The sequence below is a fragment of the Paenibacillus vini genome (assembly GCF_018403325.1).
GTDB lineage: Bacteria > Bacillota > Bacilli > Paenibacillales > Paenibacillaceae > Fontibacillus > Fontibacillus vini.
Genome location: NZ_BOSL01000005.1, coordinates 1 through 20,527 on the forward strand (window position 1 = coordinate 1; position 20,527 = coordinate 20,527).

General features: G+C 48.8%; 11 protein-coding genes and 2 pseudogenes. 10 read left to right on the top strand and 3 right to left on the bottom strand.

What is annotated here, in order from left to right:
- The first annotated feature begins 810 nt into the window (after nucleotides 1–810).
- The 7 genes from KJS57_RS09150 to KJS57_RS09180 all read left to right on the top strand — a co-directional run bounded on the left by KJS57_RS09150 (nucleotide 811) and on the right by KJS57_RS09180 (nucleotide 10,943).
- Nucleotides 811–2,442, top strand: a complete 1,632-nt coding sequence (locus KJS57_RS09150; protein WP_213654537.1) for a formate--tetrahydrofolate ligase — start codon at nucleotides 811–813, stop codon at nucleotides 2,440–2,442.
- A gap of 265 nt (nucleotides 2,443–2,707) precedes the next feature.
- Nucleotides 2,708–4,063: an ABC transporter substrate-binding protein gene (locus tag KJS57_RS09155; protein ID WP_213654538.1), complete on the top strand. Its 1,356-nt coding sequence runs from the start codon at nucleotides 2,708–2,710 to the stop codon at nucleotides 4,061–4,063.
- 98 nt (nucleotides 4,064–4,161) lie between these two features.
- Nucleotides 4,162–5,121, top strand: coding sequence for a carbohydrate ABC transporter permease (locus tag KJS57_RS09160; RefSeq protein WP_211026174.1), 960 nt, complete (start codon nucleotides 4,162–4,164; stop codon nucleotides 5,119–5,121).
- Entirely contained in the window at nucleotides 5,118–5,978 is an 861-nt protein-coding gene (locus tag KJS57_RS09165) for a carbohydrate ABC transporter permease (RefSeq protein ID WP_211026172.1), read from the top strand. Before KJS57_RS09160 ends, KJS57_RS09165 begins: the two co-directional genes overlap by 4 nt.
- Nucleotides 5,979–6,061: 83 nt before the next feature.
- A complete protein-coding gene (locus KJS57_RS09170) occupies nucleotides 6,062–7,783 on the top strand; it encodes a sensor histidine kinase (protein ID WP_211026170.1) in 1,722 nt (573 codons plus the stop codon).
- A 198-nt stretch (nucleotides 7,784–7,981) separates the two neighbouring features.
- Nucleotides 7,982–9,328: an ABC transporter substrate-binding protein gene (locus KJS57_RS09175; RefSeq protein ID WP_213654539.1), complete on the top strand. Its 1,347-nt coding sequence runs from the start codon at nucleotides 7,982–7,984 to the stop codon at nucleotides 9,326–9,328.
- Nucleotides 9,329–9,350: 22 nt separating this feature from the next.
- On the top strand, nucleotides 9,351–10,943 hold the full coding sequence (locus tag KJS57_RS09180) for a response regulator (RefSeq protein WP_213654540.1): 1,593 nt from the start codon (nucleotides 9,351–9,353) through the stop codon (nucleotides 10,941–10,943).
- A 72-nt stretch (nucleotides 10,944–11,015) separates the two neighbouring features.
- On the opposite strand, the gene KJS57_RS09185 is transcribed toward KJS57_RS09180, so the two are convergent.
- Nucleotides 11,016–11,273 (bottom strand): GlsB/YeaQ/YmgE family stress response membrane protein, encoded by a 258-nt coding sequence (locus KJS57_RS09185; RefSeq protein WP_211026164.1) that lies wholly within the window; start codon nucleotides 11,271–11,273, stop codon nucleotides 11,016–11,018.
- 420 nt (nucleotides 11,274–11,693) lie between these two features.
- On the opposite strand from KJS57_RS09185, the pseudogene amyS reads away from it, so the two are divergent.
- From amyS to KJS57_RS26770, 3 genes and pseudogenes are all read left to right on the top strand, one after another.
- Nucleotides 11,694–13,214: pseudogene (gene amyS / locus KJS57_RS26410) on the top strand (alpha-amylase); the annotation flags it as partial.
- Nucleotides 13,194–16,349, top strand: a complete 3,156-nt coding sequence (locus tag KJS57_RS09190; protein ID WP_244861479.1) for a starch-binding protein — start codon at nucleotides 13,194–13,196, stop codon at nucleotides 16,347–16,349. The pseudogene amyS and the gene KJS57_RS09190, both read left to right, overlap by 21 nt.
- Nucleotides 16,328–16,912, top strand: a pseudogene (locus tag KJS57_RS26770) (carbohydrate binding domain-containing protein); the annotation flags it as partial. The gene KJS57_RS09190 and the pseudogene KJS57_RS26770, both read left to right, overlap by 22 nt.
- A 639-nt stretch (nucleotides 16,913–17,551) precedes the next feature.
- Here the strand turns inward: KJS57_RS26770 and KJS57_RS09200 are convergent.
- Nucleotides 17,552–19,810: a CotH kinase family protein gene (locus KJS57_RS09200; protein WP_213654543.1), complete on the bottom strand. Its 2,259-nt coding sequence runs from the start codon at nucleotides 19,808–19,810 to the stop codon at nucleotides 17,552–17,554.
- A gap of 17 nt (nucleotides 19,811–19,827) precedes the next feature.
- Nucleotides 19,828–20,523, bottom strand: a complete 696-nt coding sequence (locus KJS57_RS09205) for a DUF4956 domain-containing protein (protein ID WP_213654544.1) — start codon at nucleotides 20,521–20,523, stop codon at nucleotides 19,828–19,830.
- Between the last annotated feature and the right edge of the window lie 4 nt (nucleotides 20,524–20,527).

A 20,527-nucleotide genomic window follows, 5' to 3' on the forward strand; every position in this document is an offset into this window, starting at 1 on the left:
ACGACCTGTATTCGCAGCTCATCGAACTTACTGTGCTGAACTCTCATTCGAACTACCTCCAGCTAATTTTTATTGTATATCGTTTAGCCTGAAAGTGTCCAAGGTGATTAGGGGGCTTTATAGATTAGCTGTAGGTTATACAGCTAAATCACATCAGCAGCCTCTCCAGGCAAAATTAGCTGCATAAAATCCAGTTAATTAGCCAGGCATCACGCGTCAAACCCAACAATTCTACGTAATAAGGTCAATCAGCTCAGGCGCATGAACAAAAACATCCTCGCAGTGTGCATTTAGCTGTAAAACCTGCAGTTATTTTGGCAAGATAAGCTCTTTCGAGACAAATAACTGTAAAACCTACAGCTAATTCGGAGGGTTTAAGCCGATAATGAGGAAAAGGGCGGAATTAGCTGTAGGTTATACATCTAAATCACATCAGCAGCCTTTCAAGACAAAATTAGCTGTAGGAAATACATTTAATTAGCCAGGTATTAGGCATAGAAACGGGTATCATGCGTGGCCCCCAACAAATTCAATATAACGAGGGCAGTTGGCGTGAGGTTGCCGATGCGAAGTGCCACAGAGACAAAATGCCGATATAGAGGAATTTCCGGTGAATACTCCGGTGAACGCTCCAACAAATATTACGAAGAGGTCTAACTTCAATCATTACGGAGTCCGCGAGTCTATCAGATAACTAACCTCCTTATTTCCGTCATTTTCGTCACGGACATGAAGATGGTAACTCATGTACAATAAGAGTTGTGTCATTTACATAAGGTAGACTGACAATTGTGGAGGTAATTTACGGGGATGAAGCCGATACTAGAAGTAGCCGGGTCGTTTGAGATACCGGAGAAATATATGGAGCTGTACGGAAGGTATAAAAGCAAACTTGATTTAAGCTTAGCGAGGGACTTCGATGATCGTCCGGATGGGAAATTGGTACTTGTAACCGCGATGAATCCTACTCCAGCAGGGGAAGGGAAGACGCTGACAACGATCGGGCTGGCACAGGCGCTCAACGCGATTGGCGAGCCAACGATTGCCGCCTTAAGGGAACCGTCGCTGGGTCCGTGTTTAGGGATGAAGGGTGGCGCCACGGGCGATAACAAGGCAAAATTGATGCCGTCTGAGGATATAAACTTGCATTTTACCGGTGATTTGCATGCGATTACTTCCGCGCATAATTTACTGGCTGCGATGATTGATAATCATATCTTCCAGGGGAATAACCTTCAAATAGACACTGGGCGCATTGTTTGGAAGCGTGCCATGGACATGAATGACCGGAGCCTCCGGCAAATCGTAGTCGGGCTTGGCGAGGGGAACGGAAGCGTGCATGAATCCGGCTTTATGATTACGACGGCCTCCGAGGTGATGGCTGTGCTATGCCTTAGTGAGGATCCGCAGGATCTTAAGGAGCGTCTTAGCCGCATGGTAGTGGCTTACAATATGGCAGGTGAAATGATTACGGCATCGCAAATAGGAGCGATCGATGCGATGACCGTGCTGCTGAAGGATGCGATTAAGCCGAATTTGGTGCAAACTTCGGAAGGTACGCCCGCGATTGTTCACGGTGGGCCTTTTGCGAATATCGCTCATGGATGCAGCAGCGTCATCGGCACCAGAACCGCCCTGAAGCTGGCTAAAGTTGTCGTGACGGAAGCGGGATTCGGGGCTGATCTTGGCGCGGAGAAATTTTTCGATATCAAATGTCGGCAAGCCGGACTAAAGCCGGATGCGGCAGTATTGGTAGTTACGGTGAAGGCATTGAAATACAATGGAGGCGTCGTTAAGTCCGAACTTGACGGATCCAATATGGAAGCACTGCGAATAGGTATGGCCAACGTAGTAAGGCATCTTGAGAATATTCAGAAATTCGGCGTTCCGGTAATGGTGGCGATTAATCACTTTGCTAACGATGCGGAGGAAGAAATCTCATTCATTATTGAGGAGTGCCGGCATTTAGGTATTAAAGCTGAGATTTCCGAGGTATGGGCGAAAGGCAGCCAAGGCGGAATACAAATGGCGAAAACATTACGGGACATGCTACAAGATGAGCCTTCCCGGTTCGCCCCTCTTTATCCCGATGATTTAAGTATTACAGCGAAAATTGAAACGATCGTAAAAGAAATATACCGGGGTGAAGGCATAAAGCTCACGCCTAAAGCGGAGATAAAAATCCGTGACCTGGAGCGCCAGGGCTTTGGACATCTGCCGGTGTGCATGGCGAAGACGCCGTATTCTTTTTCCGATCAAGGTAATTTGCTGGGAGCTCCGAATCACTTTACCATGCAAGTTCGGGACGTGACCTTATCGGCTGGAGCCGGGTTTGTCGTCGTGCATACCGGAAACATCGTTACCATGCCCGGATTGCCTGAACATCCTGCGGCGGAGCGCATTCATCTCAATGAACAGGGAGACGTAGCCGGATTGTTGTAAGGGATAATCCGTGCGGTCGGTCAACAATCGCCGAACTGCCGATTCCGAATAGTAGTAGTAAACCGCTCGTCAGCCTAATATAAATTTAATAGCTGCATTCTAAAACAGCCGATCTTTCCGCCTGCAAAAGGTGTGAAGATCGGCTATTTGATTTGCATCAGAAAAATTCCAACCATAAATCGCAATATTGCCTCCTCAAAAGTTCGAAGCGGTTCCATTACACTAATAATGAAAATAAGAGTTTTAGAAAGGGGTTATTAAGTCGATGAAGAGAACCAAACCTTGGGCAATTCTGCTGGTAGCTGTTCTGATGATTGCTTCCTTGGCCGCTTGCGGAGGAAACAACAACAAAACGGCAAACAATGGCGGAAACACGCCAGCAGCAACAAATAGTAATGAGGGCGAAAAAACGAATGATGCAAAAACAGAGCCGGCGGAAAAAGTTGAGCTCACATTCTGGTCGCTGGGCGTAACGAACTATGAGGATTTGGCGAAGGAATATACCAAAGAACATCCTAACGTTACTTTCAAATTCCAAAACACTGCCGACCAAACGGCCCATCACAACAACCTGACGACAGCGTTGTCCGCGGGATCAGGCGCTCCTGACATTTTCCAACTTGAAATTGCGTTCGTAGAACGGTTCATGAACAACACCGACAAGTTCTATAACTTGTATGACCTCGGTGCTAAAGATATCGAAGCTAACTACCTCGACTGGAAATGGAAGCAAGTTACGTCGTTGGACGGGAAAGTACAATTGGGTCTTCCAACAGACATCGGTCCTACTGTAGTTTACTACCGTACGGATGTGGCTGAACAAGCCGGCTTACCTACGGATCCGGACGGTTTCAGTGCAGCAATCGACTCTTGGGATAAGTTTGCAACCGTTGCCAAAGCTTTCAAAGATAAAACCGGCAAACCGTTTGCTGACTTGACGGACCTCGTCTACAACGGCGTTCGTGACCAATCCGAAGGCGAAATTTATTTCAGTAAAGAAGACGGCTCCTTTATCGGGGCAGACAATCCGCAAGTTAAGAAAGCATATGACTTTACCGTAAAAGGCATTCAAGAAGGCTGGATCGGCAACTGGGTTCTCTGGTCTCCTGAATGGCAAAATGCGATCAACAAAGGCGACTTCGGCGTAATGCTCGGCCCAGCTTGGATCGCAGGTACAATCAAAAATGCTAAAGATTCCGCAGGCAAATGGCAAATCGCTCAAATGCCTGAAGGCGCAGGAAACTGGGGCGGTTCCTTCCTGACACTGCCTAAAGAAGGTAAACATCCGAAAGAAGCTTATGAATTTATCTCTTGGGTTCTGAACAAAGAAAACCAAATGAAATCGTTTACGGACAGCGGTTTGTTCCCAACAATCCCAGCTGTTTATGAAGATCCTGCATTCACGGAAAAAGGCGACGATTTCTTCGCAGGTCAAGTTACATCCGCAGCTTACGCAAAAGCGGCTCAAACCGTAAAACCGATTTACTATGGTCCGCTTCATGACCAAGCCGATACCATTATCAAAAACGCGCTCAAGAACGTTCTTGAGAAAAAAGCGGATCCGCAAAAAGAATGGGATAGCGCGATGAAACAAATCAAGACTCTGGTTGATCGCAGCTAGTAAGAAGATCTAATATCACGATTTCTTTATCCGAATTCGCAGGGCGACTATTGCCCCTGCGAATTCGGGTTTATCAACTACTTCATGGAGGTGCGTTCATGGCTGACACAGCTACAGCGAGTCCCGCCCAGTCGATACCGCCGAAAAGGCATTTCTGGACCGAGAAACGACGCAGCCAGCTCACGGCGTATACGTTTATTTCGCCATTTTTCATTTTGTTCGCTATATTCGGACTGTATCCGATCATCTTTACGATCTATTTGTCCTTCTTCAAATGGGACGCAATAGGACCTATGAAATATGTAGGGATCAAAAACTACGATTTAATTATTAGTGATCCAACCTTCTGGATTTCCTTTAGCAATACGATCATCATGGCCTTGATGGGTACAGTGCCACAGCTCATTTTGGCGCTATTCGTGGCCGTCATGCTCAACTCGGCTTTGAATAAATTCAAGAATACATTCCGTATTTTGTACTTCATGCCGAATATCACTTCGATTGTTGCCGTTACCCTGGTGTTCAGCACCATGTTCGGAAACAACGGGATGATCAACTGGCTTTTGAACAACCTAGGCTTGGACAGCGTTCCATTTAACTCGGGTTGGTGGGGCGTAAAAATAGCCATTTCCACCATGGTTCTATGGCGGTGGATGGGGTATAACGCAATTATTTTCCTCTCCGGTTTGCAAAGTATCCCGACGGATATTTATGAAGCGGCCAGAATTGACGGTGCCACGCGCGGACAGCAGTTGCTGTATATTACACTTCCGCTGCTGCGGCCATTTATTCTGTTTGTTACCCTGACATCGACCATCGGCGCACTGCAGCTCTTTACCGAACCATATGTGTTCCTCGGTCAAGGCGGTACGGGTTCTACACGCCAAGAAGGGGTTACGATGGTTACTTATTTGTACAGTGAAGCCTTCAGAAACGGATTCTTCGGAACGGCAGCGGCCACGGCGGTCCTTCTGTTTGTCGCCACAATTCTTTTCTCCGTGCTTAACATGTTGCTATCAAGCCGTATGGGCGGAGATACGGGAGGTAAGAGAGCATGAGTAGTATCGCAGTAAGAAAAAAGCCGGATGAACCCGGAGTCTTAGGGAAAACGTTCTTTTATCTCTTTATGATCATTGGGGCACTGGTTTCCGTCTTCCCGTTTTTCTGGATGTTTGTGGTTGCGACCAATGACAAGGATGCGGCCTTTCAAATGCCGCCTTTGCTGACTCCAGGGACACACTTCTTTGACAATTTCTCGCGTGTTCTGGAACGGACCGACTTTTTCCGGGCGCTGCTGAATTCGGTTGTCGTATCTTCGGCGGTTACGGTGTCTGTAGTATTCCTTTGTACCCTGGCAGGGTACGCCTTTGCTAAATATGAGTTTCCTCTGAAAAATGTTCTGTTCGTTTGCGTTATCGGAACAATGCTTGTACCGGCACAATTGGGTGTGCTTCCTCAGTATGTCATTATGGCTAAATTGCACTGGATCGACAGCTACAAAGCACTTATCGTTCCTGCAATGGTCAATGCGTTCGGGATCTTCTGGATGAGGCAGTATATCGCTTCAGCCGTTCACTCCGAACTGTTGGAAGCGGGGCGGATCGACGGCGGCGGACATTTCCGGATTTTCTGGAAAATCGCTATTCCGGTCGTCACCCCGGCAATGGCAACCCTGGGTATTCTTAACTTTATGAACGTGTGGAATGATTTCTTCTGGCCTCTGGTCGTGTTAAAAAACAAAGAGAATTACACGATTCAGATCGCATTGCAGCAGTTGTTCACCAATAAGGACGGTCTGGACTTCGGCATGATCATGTCGGCCACCTTTACGGCGACGCTGCCGCTCCTCATCGTATTCCTGTTGTTCAGCCGGTGGGTAATTGCAGGCTTGACTTCAGGCGCAATTAAAAGTTAGGCGAGCTTTATTATAGTAGAGCAAGGAAATATAAAGCATAATGAAGAATAATAGAGATAGGAGATTGTGGAGGGAGGGCGCAGATGAAGCTCCGTCGGAAAATCTTGCTGGCTATTATTCTTCTTGTGTTTATCCCGGTTATCTTGATGGGCTCGATTTCGTATTTCAGCTTCTCAAACACCATGGAAAAGAAATCCACCAACTTTTATTGGGTATCGTTGCTGGAGACAGACCGGAAGCTGAATTATGCGTTAAACGAAATAACGAACATCTCCAACTCGGCGATAACGCAACAGGTCATCCAAGAGACCTTGAAGGAGCCTACATTTGTCGTCACCTACGAACAAAGGCAAGAGATCAACAATTCAATCAATCATCCGATGATCAGTTCATTCGGACTTTATTCGAAAGATAAGCTGCTGTACCAATACAATGACGCGATGACATTCGATTCGTTAAGCCATCAGGACTGGTATGAGGCGATGATAGCCGCGGAAGGCCGGCCGATCTGGATCGGTCCGGGCGAAAATGGCAGCGCCTCCACGGGGAAGCCGGTTTTGATCCAGGCTCGCGTAATCAAAGATTATTATTCGCTGGAAGATATCGGTGCGGTTGTAATTTATGTAAAACCGGATATTTTGGATCAAGTATTTTGGGATACCGCCACCCTGAAACAAGGGGATATTTTACTGGTCAATAAACAGGGGAATATCGTATTTGACAAATCGGGCGAACATATTGGGGAACGTACGGACTTTCCTTTTCTGACGGATGTCGAAACAAACGAAAAGGGATATTATGTTGATAAATATTTGGGTGAGAAGTCGCTGATTACTTTCTTGCCTTCCCATAACAAGGAATGGTATCTGGTAGCGATTACCCCGAGCAAGCTTATTGCTTCGGAATCGATCAATATCCGGAATATCGCTGTGATTCTTGTCCTGGTCTCGTTGATATCGGCTTTTTTGTTCGACCGTTATTTCGTGCGCAGGCTGGTTCGAAGCATTATCAGCGCTGTAAACGGGATGAAGAGGGTTCAGCAGGGCATATTCGTGCCGATCCCGCCGATGGTCCGATCCGAGGACGAGACGGATTTGCTGATGGACGGCTTTAATCGGATGAGCAAGCAAATTTCTGAACTGATCGAACAAGTTCAAGTAGAGCAGGCGCGAAAAAAAGAGGTTGAGCTCCAGGCGCTGGTTGCACAGATCAATCCTCATTTTATTTATAACTCGCTGGAATCGATTAACTCGATGGCCGTACTGCAAGGCAATAAGGACATCAGCAAAATGGTGGTGTCGCTGGGCAGACTGCTGCGGATCAGTATCAGTGAAAATCAGCAACTGATTCCGTTGTCCATGGAAATGGATCATGTCCGGCATTACCTGGATATTCAGAAATACCGTTTTGAGGACAAGTTTTCCTATCAAATTGAAATTCCGGAATCATTGAAATATTACAAGACGCAAAAGCTCATCGTACAGCCGATCGTTGAGAATGCGCTCTATCATGCAATCGAGCCGATGGAAGGAAGAGGCTTTATTTCAATTACCGCGCGGGACGGGGAACGGGATATTCTGATCGATGTCATGGACAATGGCCCGGGGTTCGATCAGGAAACGCTGATGCATCTTTGGAGCAAAGACCGGGGCAATTTGAAGAAATACCGGGAAAACGGCGTCGGTTTGAAAAATGTACATGAGCGATTGAGCATACGATTCGGCGGATACTACGGCATCATGATATGTTCTTCCCCCGGCTTCGGGTCTATCATCCGAATCCGAATACCGAAGATCAATACGTAAAATGTGGAGTTCAAAAAGACAGGTTTTCAGGACCAAGAAGGTTGGATGAAGCTAGGGACTGAGTAGCGGAGCGTACATGAGGTACGTGAGCAACGGAAGGCCCGGCTGAATTCAAGATTCGACGTCGAATCCGCATCATGATCCGCTTCGTCATGGAAAGATGACTTTTTGAACAACCTCTAAAGGGGGAAGAGAGGCGTGAAATGGTTTGTAAACTGGGGCTGGATTGTCATGTATGCACTTGTGCTTGGTATCTCGGTAATGATCATTGCGATGAACGGCAGCGAACCGATCGAGGAGAAGCAAACCGAGAAGATCACGTTGACCTTCCGCCATTTCTGGATCAAGGAACATGACCGGCAAATGCTGCACATTTTCGAGGAAGTCGTGGATTCTTTTCAAAAATCGCATCCCAACGTGAAGGTGAATTTCGAGGGGATGGACCAAACCGATCACCGCGAACGGAAACTGAAAAGTGAGATGGTGACAGGGACGCCGCCCGACATGTTCGTGTTATTTGCGGGGGCGGAAATAGAGCCTTATGTCCGGTCCAATCGCTTAATGGATTTGACGGGTTTCGTCCGTGATAACGGGCTGAAGGAGAAGTTCCAAGACCTTCATCTATGGACCTACGATGACCGAATTTACGGATTACCCTTGGAAGGACATGCGGAGCCGCTTTATTATAATAAAGAAATCTTCGAACGGCTGGGGATTACCCCGCCGAAAACGCTGGATGAACTGGACGCCGTCGTCAAGCTGTTGAGAGATAAAGGGTACATTCCTTTTGCTCTAGGCAATGAGGAGCGCTGGCCGGCCGCGATTTTTGCTCACTATTTGATGGACCGTTATGCGGGGCCGGATTTGATTAATGAGCTCACCAAAGGCAATGAGGCCGTGGATTTTAACAATAGCGCTTATTTACAGGCGTTTATGCATTTTAAAGATTGGGTCTCTGAAGGAGCCTTCAGCAATCCGGCCAATGATCTGTCGACGGAAGAGGCGATCGCGCTGTTTACTTCCGGCAAGGCGGCCATGTATGTGAATGGGAGCTGGGATATCAATCTCTTTCATAACGGAGAAGAGCCGGATGATTTCCCGAACCGGGTCGGCGTGATTACGTTCCCTACCCTGCTTCCGGATCAGCCAAGCTCGCTGGCGGGAGGATATACGATCGGGATCGCTCTTTCCTCGAACTTGGAAGAAGCCAAGCGGGAGGCCGCGCTGGATTTGATGCAGGCTTTTTACACCGAGGATATTCAAAGGCGGGTTGTTTATGAGGGACTTCGGATTCCATCGATGAAAATATCCTTCGATGCGGAGAAAACCGGTCCTGTGTTTGCCCAAGTGGTAAGTCTCATGGAACAGAGCGACAGCATTTTTCTGGCGTATGACAATGTGCTGTCACCGGAAGTGACCAAGACATTCCTGAAAGTAATCGAGGATATTATATCCGGCGGCGTTTCGCCGAATGAGGCTTTGGATGAAATTCAAGCGACCTCGGAGCAATACTGGAAGCAACGAAAAAGTTCACTGCCCGAGTGATGGCCAGGAGGTGAGGAGTCGTATGGAAGCCAAGGAAGCAAAATACCGGGTTATTCTCGTGGATGACGAGCCGATCATTTTGCGCAGCTTGAAGGTGGCCATTCCGTGGAATGAGCTGGATCTGGAAATCGTGGGTGATGCAAGAAACGGGGAGGATGCCCTTAAGCTGGTTCGCGAGCTGTCCCCGCATATGATCATCAGCGATATCCGCATGCCGGGCTTGGACGGAATTAGCCTGATGAAGGAAGTCATGGCGGAGAACGCCAAGCGCCTGTTTATTTTTATCAGCGGGTACGGAGAATTTGAATATGCCAGGGAAGCGCTGCGGGAAGGAGCATTTGATTATTTGCTCAAACCGATCGATCATGAGGAACTGATTGAAATGATCATGCGCGCGAAGAAGACGCTGGAAAAGCAACAGGAGAACGAGAAGCTGCTGCACTCGGTGCAGGTATTGTCCATGTTGGCAAGGGAGCGGATGTTTGCGGAGTTTTTGGAGGGCAATCCCAGCGATAACCACCTGCGGCATATGCAGTGGCTGGAGAGCAGCGAGCTGCAGGACGATTATTTCGTGGCGGTTCTCCAATTGGATCATTATATGAAATTGAATGAGAGCTGGTCCATGGAAGAGCGAAGGCTGTGGTTGTTTGCGATCCGCAACATTTTGAGCGAATGGTCCTTATCGCATGGAGCGCTTACCGTGTTTCCTTTTCACAGCGGAGAATGGGTCATTCTGTTTCCGGGTTCATTAAGAGACAAGAGAGAGAGTTTGGGGAACGATATCATACATCAGATCAAGGTCAATGCAAAACTGTCCTGTTCGATCGGATTCAGTCAATCTGCAGAAGGGATAGAGCAGCTGAGTGAGGCTTACCAGAGTGCTGCAAAGGCGTTATATCAGCGTTTCTACCGCGATCAGGAAGGCGTGTTTGTGGACCCGATTCCGGAATTGGGAGCGACCCGGGAAATCAAATATCCTAAGTTCCTTGAAGCCCGTATGCTCGAATGTATCCGCACGCTTGAAGATGAACGGTTAATCGTCCTGTTGGATGAGACGAAGACTTATATCGAAACGCAGGCTTTTGGCAAAGAAACGGCGGAACGCATGATTGTGGAACTGACTGTTGTTCTCTATCGCGAATTCGAACATATGAAGCTGCTGCCGGAGTGGTCGCTTGAAGGCTTGCTGCAGGAGATTCACTCACTTGGGACTCTGAACGAAATGATCGGTGTTCTCAAAGCCAGTTTGGGGAAATGGATTCGCGAGAGAAAAGAAGCCCAGCCCAAAGAAAATATTCATAAGGTCATTTCCAAAACGCAAGAGTATATCTCCAACAACTACCACAAGGATTTGAGCATCGAAGAGGTTGCCGAAGTCGCGGATTTGAGTATCAGCCATTTTTGCATGCTGTTTAAGCAGGTATCCGGATTTACCTTCCTGGAGTATTTAACACAGTGCCGGATTGAAAAGGCTAAGTATATATTGAAGAACAGTCAGGTCAAGGTGTATCAAATCGCCCCTCTGGTAGGGTACCAAGATCCGCGTTATTTTACTCAGGTATTTAAAAAGGTCACGGGGATGACGCCTACGGAATATCGGGATGAGTCCGCTTGACCGGGTATAACCATAAAAGAACCGCCCATATAGGGCGGTTCTCCTATTTTCAATGCTTATTCAAAGTGAATCTTAAGAACGATTACGTCTCATTGAGCCCATAATCAGGCTCACGATAAATACTAGGACAACCGCACCAATCAATGCAGGAATGAAGTAGAAGTCACCGATGACCGGACCCCAATTCCCCAAGATCATGCTGCCAAGCCAAGCACCGATGAAACCTGCGATGATATTCCCAATGATACCTCCGGGGATATCTCTGCCCATAATCAAACCTGCCAACCAACCGATTACTCCACCAATAATTAAAGACCATAAGAAACCCATTCGTATCACCTCAAATTTATTAATTTTGCTTGTCGTTTACTATTAACCAAAGAGGGACGTTTTAAACAATCCGACTTACTTCCTGTTTTTTACATGGCAGGTCCTGAATTCGTAAAATGCAATGTACAATGGGTGACAGCTTCTGCTACAATCCACTTATCAACTCCCAAAATTAAACATATGTATTTATGTAAGTGTTTACAACGCAGTTTTTTTGGAGAGATGTGAGTTTTATAGATCAGGAGGTGGTTGCGAACCCAAAAATTCAAACGTTTGCACTGTAAAAGGGAGTTTAAGTGTGTGTAGTTTTTTTTTGAAATTCATTCAAACGTTTGCACAAAAATTAAAATTGTGAGAGGAGTAAATCAAGTGATAAAAAGATTGACAAGGCGAGCATCTTTTTTCCTTAGTTTTATATTCCTGGTTACTTCCATCTACGTCACACCGGCAATTCCAACTCAAACAGCTGCAGCGGCAGATAACCAGAGTACGGCAACGGAGCCTGTGAATGGCACGATGATGCAATATTTTGAATGGTATTTACCGAATAACGGGAACCTTTGGAACAATCTGCAGGCAGATGCTTCGCATTTAAGCGACATCGGCATTACCGCAGTATGGATACCTCCGGCGTACAAAGGGCAAGCCGGTATCAACGACGTCGGATATGGCGTTTATGATCTTTACGACTTGGGCGAGTTTCATCAAAAAGGTACGGTTCGAACGAAATACGGAACAAAGGATCAGCTTCAGCAGGCAATCACATCTCTGCATAACAATAAGATTAGTGTTTATGGGGATGTTGTAGTCAATCATAAAATGGGCGGGGACGGTACGGAAAGCGGCAATGCCGTCGAAGTAGCGGGGAATGACCGGAACCGCGAAACCTCAGGATCTTATAATATTAAGGCTTGGACAAAATATGACTTTCCGGGCCGGGGCGATAAGTATTCCGGTTTTAAGTGGAGATGGCAGCATTTTGACGGGGCAAGCTGGAATGAGGATAACAAGAAAGAAGGAGTTTATAAATTTTCTGGCAAAAACTGGGACTGGGAAGTAGATACGGAGAACGGGAATTACGACTACCTCATGGGCGAAGATATTGATTATGACCATCCGGACGTGGTGAACGAAATCAAAAATTGGGGAGTCTGGTATGCCAATACGTTGAATCTCGACGGGTATCGGCTTGATGGTGTGAAGCATATTAAATATAGCTTCATGAAGGATTTTGTGGCCAACGCCAGATCTAAAACAGGCAAAGAATTGTTTTCCGTCGGCGAATTTTGGAGCGGGGATCTCGGCAAGCTGCAAAATTATTTAAATAAAGTCGGAAGCAGTGTTTCTTTGTTTGATGTTCCGCTGCACTATCGATTCCAATCGGCTTCAAACAGCAACGGCAACTTTGATATGCGGAATTTAGGGCAAGGAACACTGGTCAATGCAGATCCTTTACATGCAGTAACCTTTGTGGACAATCACGATACACAGCCCGGACAGTCGCTGACTTCTTGGGTATCCGACTGGTTTAAGCCACAGGCGTATGCTTATATTTTGACAAGAGAACAGGGGTATCCGTCCGTATTTTACGGAGATTATTACGGCATTCCGAATAATAACATCAAAGGATTGAAGGATAAATTAGATCCGCTCCTCAAAGCGAGAAAAGATTACGCTTACGGCAATCAGCACGATTACCTCAACCATAATGATATTATCGGATGGACGCGTGAAGGCCTTGCAACAAAGCCGAATTCCGGATTAGCTACCCTGATCACCGACGGTGCCGGCGGTTCCAAGACGATGTATGTGGGAACACAGCATGCCGGAGAGACTTGGGTCGATATTACCGGAAATCGTTCCGACACCGTAACTATCAATTCGTCCGGAAATGGAGATTTTAAAGTCAATGGCGGGTCTGTGTCCGTATGGGTCAAAAAATCCGACGGCCCTACCCCTGAACAGGGAGAGGGACTGAAGATTCATTTCAAGAAGCCGGCGAATTGGGGAACGCCTCAATTGTATTACTACGAAACATCGCCCAAAGTATCGGGGGAACCGGCTTGGGCCTCGGCACCGGCAATGACGCAAGAAACTGGGGAATGGTATACCTATATCATTGAGAAAACGAATAGCGCCAGGATTATTTTTAAGGACGCGAACGGCAATCAGGCTCCCGGACAGAACCAGTCAGGATTGTTAAGGAACGCAGAAGGTTGGTATGACGGTACCGCCTGGCATAATACGAATCCCGACGGTTCCCAGACGGATAATCCGCCTTCCGTTCCGGAAAATTTGAAAGGTACTGCTTCATCAACATCTCTTCGCCTGACCTGGAGCGCCTCTACGGATGACAAAGGGATTAAGGAATATGAAATCCTTCGAGACGGTACGCGGATTGGCACTTCCGCAACAAACTCTTATACCGATAATGCTGTAACGAAGGGCGCTACGTATTCTTACACTGTAATTGCTGTTGATACGGCCGGACAAAAGTCTGATGCGAGCAGCGCTTTTTCCATAAAAATAGAGGAGGATAACGGGCAAGAAGAACCTGTTCCATCCGGTACATTTAGCTGGGATAATGCAAACGTTTACTTTGTGCTGACCGACCGCTTTAAGGATGGAGATCCGAGTAACAACAATTCTTACGGAAGACCAAGCGTCGATGCAACCGGAAAAAATATCGGGACCTTTCATGGGGGTGATTTGAAAGGGCTTACACAAAAATTGAACGAAGGCTATTTCACAGAGCTTGGCACGAACGCAATCTGGATTACGGCGCCATATGAGCAAATGCACGGCTGGGTAGGCGGCGGAACCGGCGGCGATTTTGCCCATTACGGTTACCATGGGTATTATGCTCAGGATTACACGATGGTTGATAAAAACATGGGTACGGTGGAAGATATGCGCGAGTTTGTCGATACGGCCCATGAAAAGGGCATTCGGGTCGTACTTGACGTCATTATGAACCACCCCGGATATGCGACTATCAAAGATATGGAGGAATACGGGTACGGGGCAAGAAATGGCATTGGCTCAAGCTGGGCGCCAGGGAACGGGCAAACCTGGCATAGCTTCCATGACATGATCAACTATAAAGATTCCTCTGCCTGGTCCAAATGGTGGGGGAGCTGGGTCCGCGCCGGCATTGCGGGGTATGAGAATTGCGGAGGCAGTGATTTAACCCAGTGTGTGGGGGATTTGCCGGACTTCCGCACCAGTGTGACTAACAACATCGGTCTTGCTCCTCTACTGCAAACGAAATGGGGGAAAGAGACGAACGGTTACAATCCATGGATTGTTCCAGCGGCACAGAATTTGCGTAAAGACTTAGGCGTAGCACCGGCCGATTATATCAGCAAATGGCTGGCGGCATGGGTTGAAGAATTCGGAATCGACGGATTCAGGGCGGACACGGCGAAGCACGTGGACATGAACCGTTGGAAACAGCTCAAGAATGAAAGCAGTGCCGCGTTGGAAAGATGGAGACAGAACAATCCGGATAAGCCGGGAGCGGACTGGACCGACAATTTCTGGATGACCGGTGAAGTATGGGGACATGGCGTAGGAAAAAGTGAATACTTCAATAACGGTTTCGATTCCATTATTAACTTCTCGTTCCAGGATGCAAATATTAATTCCCTGGAAGGCATTTATTCCGATTATGCTTCCAAGATTAACAGCGATCCCAACTTTAACGTATTGAGCTATATTTCTTCGCATGATACCCGCTTGTATGACAGAGGCCGATTGATTCAAGCTGGTACGGCACTGTTACTACTGCCAGGCGGAGTTCAAACGTTCTATGGAGACGAAGCGGGAAGAGCCTTCGGGGAGACCGGTTCGGATCCGCAGCAAGGCACCCGTTCGTCGATGAACTGGAATAATCTGAATCAGGACGTATTGTCGCACTGGCAGAAGGTAGGTCAGTTCCGCAACAACCATATCTCGGTGGGAGCGGGCAGCCATGCAAAAATCAGCGACAGTCCATATACCTTTAAACGGACCTACAGCAAGAACGGAATAGAAGATAAGGTTGTCGTTGTGGTAGGGGCTTCGGACCCGACCAAGGTGAATGTGGCATCCGTGTTCCCTGATGGCACACTGGTTCGTGACGCATACACCGGTAATGAGGTTATTGTAAGCGGCGGTTTTGCCACTTTTACACCGGGAGCAACCGGCCTGATTTTAATTGAACAAGGAGCGGAGACCAATCTTCCAATCGTATCCGCATCTCCTGGCGGCGGAAATTACAAAACGGACACAGTGAAAATTACGCTGCATTTGAAAAAGGCGGATAGCGGCAAGTACACACTGGATGGATCCGATCCGAAGCAGGGAATCAGTTTTACGGACGGAACTGAACTTACGATTGGCGAAGGCTTGGAATTTGATGAATCTACCACTTTGAGATTGTATGCTGAAAATGAAGAAGGCGTATCATCTCAGGAATACAAGTATACCAAGAAGGATCCGGACGCCGGGTTGACGATTCGCTTCAAGAAACCGGCCGACTGGAGTACGCCGTACTTGTACTACTACGAAACTTCTCCTAAAGTTACCGAGCCGACGTGGGCTACCGCTCCGGCCATGATCAAAGAGAATGGGGACTGGTATTCCTATAAGATTGAAGGTGTTGACAGTGCTACCCTGATCTTCCGGGATGGCAGCGGCAAACAGAATCCGGGACAAAATAAGCCTGGATTTACAAGAAGCGCGGATGGGTGGTTTGACGGTACATGGCATGATGCGAATCCTGACGGAGAAGGGGATACGAAGGCCCCGACTGCTCCAGGAAACTTGAGATCTACCGCTGTTTCAGATAAGACGGTAGCTTTGGCTTGGGACGCATCAACCGATAACATCGCGGTCACGGGATATGATATTTACCGCAATGGATCCAAGGTTGGCAGCACTACCTCATCCACTACTTATACAGATACCGGGCTTACCCCGGAAACAAAATATTTGTATACAGTCAAAGCCCGTGATGCGGCTAATAACGAGTCTCCGGCTAGTGCGGAGTTAGAAGTTAAACCGGGCCTGCAGGGACGGGCGGAAATAAGGTGACCGTATACTATAAGCACGGCTATGCTAATCCGTACATCCATTATCGTCCGGAAGGCGGGACATGGACTGCCGTGCCGGGAGTAGCGATGGAGGTCTCCGAAGTACCTGGCTATAGCAAACTGACTATAGATATAGGGACTGCTAAACGCATAGAGGCTTGTTTTAGTGACGGGAAGAATAGCTGGGACAGCAATAATGGCAAAAATTATTTCTTTAATACAGGAACCTGGACTTATAAAGGCAGTGGGCAAATTGTTGAGGGAGCCCCGGATCAAAGTGCCGCTAATAAGGTGACCGTATACTATAAACATGGCTATGCTAAGCCGTATATCCATTATCGTCCGGAAGGCGGGACATGGACTGCGGTGCCGGGCGTAGCGATGGAAGCCTCCGAAGTATCGGGTTATAGTAAGCTAACGATCGACATTGGAACAGCTTCCCGGTTGGAAGCCTGCTTCAATGACGGAAAAGGGCAGTGGGACAGCAATAACGGTAAAAATTACTTTTTCAATACCGGGACGTGGACGTATGCGGGGTCTGGCAACATTCAGCCTGGCGCTCCCGTATCCAATGCTCCGGCATCGGAAACTCCGGTAGGGCTTGATGCTATTATAGATCCCGATATTCCGACAGATCCTAATGCTCCGGTGGATCCGAGCTCACCAGGGGAAGCGGGGGGAGAAGTAGCGCCGCAACCGGGAGTGGAACCGCAACCGGAACCTCAACCGAAACCTCAACCGGGTCCAGAAACGGAAAGTGGATTGATGGTGAAGATGGCACCGGAAATTTCAGCATCTAAGGCTAAAGTGATGCACTATAACGGTTGGCAGAAGCGTTTAATTGCATAGAAGTAAGAATAAAGAACCCTATTATGGGTTCTTTATTTTTTCTAGGATTGGTTTCTCCTGTTCTGACTACTGACTACTTCATTCTTCTGTTCTAACTCTTCCGATTGGATTTTTCCAATGAAAAACCCTGGGTTTGGTGTAAAGGGGAAGTTCTATTGGAAATTTCCAATGAAATAGTGCTGAATTGCCCGTAAAGAGGGGATTTGGTCGATATTCATTGGATATTTCCAATGAATATCATTGAATATGCGAATGAAAGGTAAATCCATTGGATATATCCAATGAGATTAGTTGCAAACAAAAACCGCCAGGGAGCTCCTAAGCTCCACTGACGGTCCAGTTTCTGTATAGCAATTAGAGACGTTTTCTTCTGAAAAAGACGACGAAAACGCAGGCTAGCAGAAGGATTAAGAGGGAGATCCCTGCGGTGAGGGCCTCGTTGGGATTCGTCTGTACCTTACGTGCATCTCCCTGACCGAATCCCCCAAAACCGTCGGGCCAGCCTTCGCGGCCCATTTGGGCGCCGCCGAACCCGCCGCCGAAGTCACCGCCTGGTCCCCATTGGCCGCCATTCGCGCCTTGCTGGCCCGGGATGCCTGCACCGTTGTCCGCGTCCGCGGCATCATCTGCCGGTTGCTGCGACTGTGCGTCGGGCATCTGACCATCAGGCATGCCATCCGGCGGCATTTGCGGCATCTGGCCATCCGGTGGAAGCTGCGGCATCCCGCCGTTTACATCAGGGGGAGCACCGCCGGGTAGGCCGGCTGCTCCGGCCCCATCGCCGGCTGCTCCGGCCCCATCGCCGGCTGCGCCCTGTTGAGCAGCGCCGCTTGGTTGCTGCGACTGTCCGTCAACGGCGCCCGCTTGGCCGGCATTGTTTGGTGCGGCTGCGTCGTTCGTCGCTTGCCCGGTCTGCGGTCCGGCGGCACCGAACTCAGGGCGGTCGCCGCCACCTCTGCCGCCCATACCACGCATACCGCCCATACCGCCGCCGCTGCCGGAGCCGTCGCCGGAGGAAGGAAGCGTGCCGTCAAGCTGCTGTGAGATATTCTCCACCTGCGAAGCGTTGGTGGAAATGAGTTTGGGCACAGCTTCTTCGAATTGTTCGTAGGAATAGAATGGCCTTGGATCGGCCTTCACGTAGGACGAGATCATCGCGGAAACCTCGTTGACGCGTGCCGTGAAGGTGTCATTTTCAAGGTAGCCATCAACCGCTTCTTGAAGGATGGAGTGGTACAACTCCTTATACTCATCGACGGCCAGCAGTTTGGCTACCAAAGGACGCTCGGCAACCGCGCCTTGGGTCGGCTCGTCGATCAGCAGGCTGCTGCCGCCTCCACCTCCAGGGCCTGCGGCCGCTCCGCCGCCGGTCTTCCCGGCACCGGCCTCGCCCTGGCCAGCTCCCGCACCTGCGGCCTGGTCGCCGCCCGCCGTGTCGGCCTGCGCCGGAGCCTTTTGGCCGCCCGTCGCTGCGCCCCCGGCGGTTCCGCCCGCTGCTGCACCGGTCCGCCCGGCCGCTTGCTCGCCCCCGGCTGGGCTCGCGCCTGGTCCGCCGACCGCGGCATCACCCGCCGCGCCCGCTCCGTCCGACGCGGCATTGCCCCCCGTGTCGGCGCCCGCCTTGGCACGACCTGCCCCGCCGAAGCCGCCGCCCATGCCTCCGCCGCCTAAACCGCCGAACGCCATGTTGTAATCCCATGGCAGCACGGAGAAGACACCGTCGTCCTCATACAAATAGTAATTCTGTTTGTTGCCGCCGATATAACTGTCGGTGTTGTTGGTGAGTACATTTAGAGCGATGTAGCCGAGCGATTCTTCCACATCCAGAACCTTTTCGTAATCCGAGCCGTTGTTGAGCTCATCGAGCATATCGATCAATACATCGCCGTTCGTCGACTTCGACTTTAGAGCTAAGCCGGTATATGCATCCGGGTCATCGCCAAGCCAAGCCAGGTCGCTTCCGCTTCCGGTCATTTGGCCTTTGTAAAGCGCGCCGTAGGCGTTTCCGAAATGTCTGTTCAAGTAGGCATCGCCAATCTGCTCGACGGCGAGATAAAATCCCCAAAGCTCATCATTTACATAGACATTTACGAAAGAATATTTAGGCGTAGGCAGCCCCATCTCTTCCGCCAGCTCGTAGGTCAGAAACTCTCGCATGGAGGTGGCGTCGCTGTAGTTGTTGTTCAGGTTGATTTTACTGATGCCATCCAAAGTCTGGTTGAGATACTCGTCCAAAGACAGCTTGAAGCTGTACCGGTCCGAATCCGGCATTTGCACGACGCTGCGCAGGCTTAGATTGCCCTTGGTCCGAATGCCGATGTTGTCAAAATGCTGCCCGTTATAATCGACTGAAGCCTTCTTGTATTCTTCTGCGCTGGCATTGTCCAGCATGTCCTGAAAATCATCTTCATCGATCGTGATTTTCACGTCAACGACCTTATCCTTTGGAAAAACCTCTTCATCCAGCTTGCGTTCTTCCGCGGATACCGATTTAGTAATGGCATCACCGTTGTTTGTGCTTGCGCTTTGACTGGTTCCGCCGCATGCGGCAAGTCCGAAGATCAGCAGCAGCGAACAAAGGGATAGAAACGGCTTTGCAAGCTTTCTTTTCATTTCCTCACCTCCGCGTTTTAAGATACGTAATCACCGTTGTAGCTGATCAGGACCGCATTCTTCACTCCGCCGAGCTCGGAAATCTGATTGACAAGCTTGCCTTCCCCGTCGCGGAGACGCACCTCCAGCGTCATTTCGATGTTGCCGGGGGATACCGTTTTTTGTTTAACGTTGTAGCGTTTTACAATACTGCGCATTTGGCTATGGATCAGCCCTTCGCTCTCATCGGTTTCGCAGTTGACGACAAGCAGGTAGGGCGTTTCCACTGAAGTATTTTTGATAAACAGGAACATCACGAGTCCGACGACCACGGAGCCGATAGCTGCAAGGGTGTAGAAGCCGGCACCGGTCACAATACCTGCGGCAGCTGCCCAAAACAGAAAGATCAGATCGGTAGGGTCTTTAATCGGGGTTCTGAAACGGACGATCGACAGGGCGCCGACCATACCGAGCGACAGCACCAGGTTGGAGTTCACGGCAATGATGATCATAGCGGTCACCATCGTCATACCGATCAGGGACACATTGAAGCTTTTGGAATAGAGCACCCCGCTGAAGACACGTTTGTATAAAAGAAAAATGAACAGTCCGATAATGAATGAGATGCCTAAGGTGATGAGTATTTTGGAGATGCTGATATCGGAAGTGAAATTATCCATAATAGAATTTTTGATGATATCGCTGAAATTCGTCGATTGATTATTGGTATTCATAAAC